The 2,399-nt window shown below is 48.2% G+C and carries 3 protein-coding genes and 1 pseudogene; all 4 read right to left on the bottom strand.

Features of this window, described 5'->3' with window-relative positions; translation table 11 throughout:
* Positions 1-175, bottom strand: a pseudogene (eno, locus tag AC9UEP_RS05445) (phosphopyruvate hydratase); the annotation flags it as partial.
* A 64-nt stretch (positions 176-239) separates the two neighbouring features.
* Positions 240-893, bottom strand: a complete 654-nt coding sequence (locus AC9UEP_RS05450) for a nucleoside triphosphate pyrophosphohydrolase (protein WP_509544835.1) — start codon at positions 891-893, stop codon at positions 240-242.
* Positions 894-898: 5 nt separating this feature from the next.
* The gene (locus AC9UEP_RS05455; protein WP_509544838.1) at positions 899-1,504 is read right to left on the bottom strand and encodes a SurA N-terminal domain-containing protein; all 606 of its coding nucleotides are present in this window, start codon (positions 1,502-1,504) and stop codon (positions 899-901) included.
* The coding region (locus AC9UEP_RS05460; RefSeq protein WP_509544841.1) for a TRCF domain-containing protein at positions 1,501-2,399 on the bottom strand (899 nt) is incomplete at its 5' end. The genes AC9UEP_RS05455 and AC9UEP_RS05460, both read right to left, overlap by 4 nt.

Here is a 2,399-nt window from a genome sequence, read left to right on the forward strand (position 1 = left end):
AGCGCTTCTTATCGCCATCTCGTAGCTCTGCTGCTTCAAATGCTCCGGTAGATGCACCACTTGGTACTGCAGCTCGTGCTTGAGTTCCATCTTCGAGTTGAATCTCAACCTCAACTGTTGGATTTCCGCGAGAATCTAGAATTTCGCGAGCGCCGATTGCTTCGATAATTGCCATGTGGTCTCTCCTGTTATAGAAAATCTGTCGATTGAGCGCTCGACGTTGAGGGCAGGAGGTAATCCTATCGCGAGCCTGATTGCTCCTTCGCAAGAATTTCGGCAATCATCTTTCGAGCCTGCGCCCGTAAGGCATTCTCAGGATCGATGCCATTGGCATGTGCCCAGCCAATGACTGAAGCAAGTGCCGCGCCAACGGCGCTTTCATTGGCCTCTTCTTCAGTGGTGTAGCCGGCAAGCTCTAATTCAACTCCGTATTTTTCAGCGCGATAGAAAATCTTAGAAACTAGTGGCAGTGCGGGCTGAGACATCGCAATGCCATCGATGGCAGAGGTGCGCCCTTTCTCTCTTGCCTTAATTGCCTCCCAGTTTTCAATAATCTCAGTAGTGCCACTAACTTCCAGATTGTCAAAGACATGCGGGTGGCGACTGATTAACTTATCTGCAATAGCTCTTGCTACATCTTCGATGGAGAAGGGATCACTCGGATGATCTTGGGCTATACGAGAATGGAAATAGACCTGAAGTAATACATCGCCAAGTTCTTCCCGCATCCCGGCGCGATCATCAGTCTCAATGGCATCGATGAATTCATATGATTCTTCCAGCAGATACTTGATGAGCGATTCGTGAGTTTGTTCAGCATCCCAAGCACAGCCACCTGGTGAACGAAGGCGGTCCATTACCTCAACCAGGCGTTGAAGTTCTGACTGTGACATAAGCGTTACTTATCTGAAGGAACTACAGCTGAACCGGCAGCGTCTTCCAGAATTAAATCACCTGATGCGATATCCCACACGCCATAACGAGGATTGACCGTGACATTGAGTTGCTCCGCTTTTTTCTGAAGAAGTTCACTGATCTTTGCCTGAATATCTGCTTCGGCAACTCCACCCATGGCAAGAGCACCCGATAATTTATTTGAAATGATAGTAGCTCGTAAATAGCGATCAAAATTCGATGGTGCAATCTGTGCTGCTACTAAACTCTTGGAAAGTTCAGCCTCTCCACCGATTTGGCTATAAATGCCTTGGCGAGAGTTCTCAAGTTCTGTGGCTGACACAGTGATTTTTAGCTCTTTCGCAATTTCATCAAATACTGTTGTAATAATTGTGAAGCGAAGTTGGCTTCGGTTAAGTGCGTTCCCAGTTTCAAATTGACTCTCTGCAGTATCAATCTTTGCCCGCTCTACTAAGAGCTCATCAATCTTTGATTGCGCCTGTGCCTGCGTGATGGTGATATCGCCAATCGATGCGGCAGTATCTGCCTTTCCGCAACCTGTCAGAGCAAGTGCGCAGACAACAGCAATCACGGTAAGAAACTTCTTCACGAGGTGCTCTCTTTCGTTACATCATCCAGGGATTTTGCAGCCCATTCCAAGAGAGAAGTATCCCCTATGACTGCCGAGCCTTGCGCCGTTGGTGTCCAGGCTGCAGCACGAGGAATGGCGATCATCACCGTATTTGATGCTGATTTATAGAGCGAGCCCGGAAAAAGCCGGTTGAGTCTGAGTTGTTTTGATTCGGGCAGAGTCAATGGTGAAATGCGCAGGTACTTACCGGCTGCCACAACCTCGCGCACACCGAGAGATTTTGCAAATGCTCGTAATTGCGCAACTCGCAGCAGCGAGATTGCCTCATGGGGTGGCTCCCCGAATCGATCTACAAGTTCTTCTTGAATCGATTGAACCTCAGCATCATTGCGCACATCAGCAAGGCGCCGGTAAAGATCGAGTCTTAGCCTTTCACCTGGCACATAGCTTTCAGATAGATGGGCATTAACGGGGAGTTCAACTTTGCATTCGTGGTTCTTCTCTTCAGTTTCAATAAAGCCAGTCTTATATTCATTGACCGCTTCACCCACCATGCGCATATATAAATCAAAACCGACATCTGCAATATGTCCTGATTGCTCTCCGCCGAGCAGATTGCCAGCACCACGAATCTCTAGGTCTTTCAGCGCCACTCGCATTCCAGAACCTAAATCCGTGTTCGTTGCAATTGTTTTCAATCGGTCCAGTGCAATTTCTGAAAGTGGCTGATCTGGTGGATAGAGGAAGTAGGCATATGCGCGCTCTCGCCCGCGACCTACTCGACCACGTAGTTGATGCAACTGGGAGAGTCCGAAGTTTTCAGAGCGTTCAACAATCAAAGTATTTGCATTGGCTATATCGAGTCCGCTCTCAACAATGGTGGTGCAGACCAAGATATCGAAATCACGATTCC

Origin of the sequence: Candidatus Planktophila sp., from assembly GCF_040402315.1 — a bacterium.
Lineage (GTDB): Bacteria > Actinomycetota > Actinomycetes > Nanopelagicales > Nanopelagicaceae > Planktophila.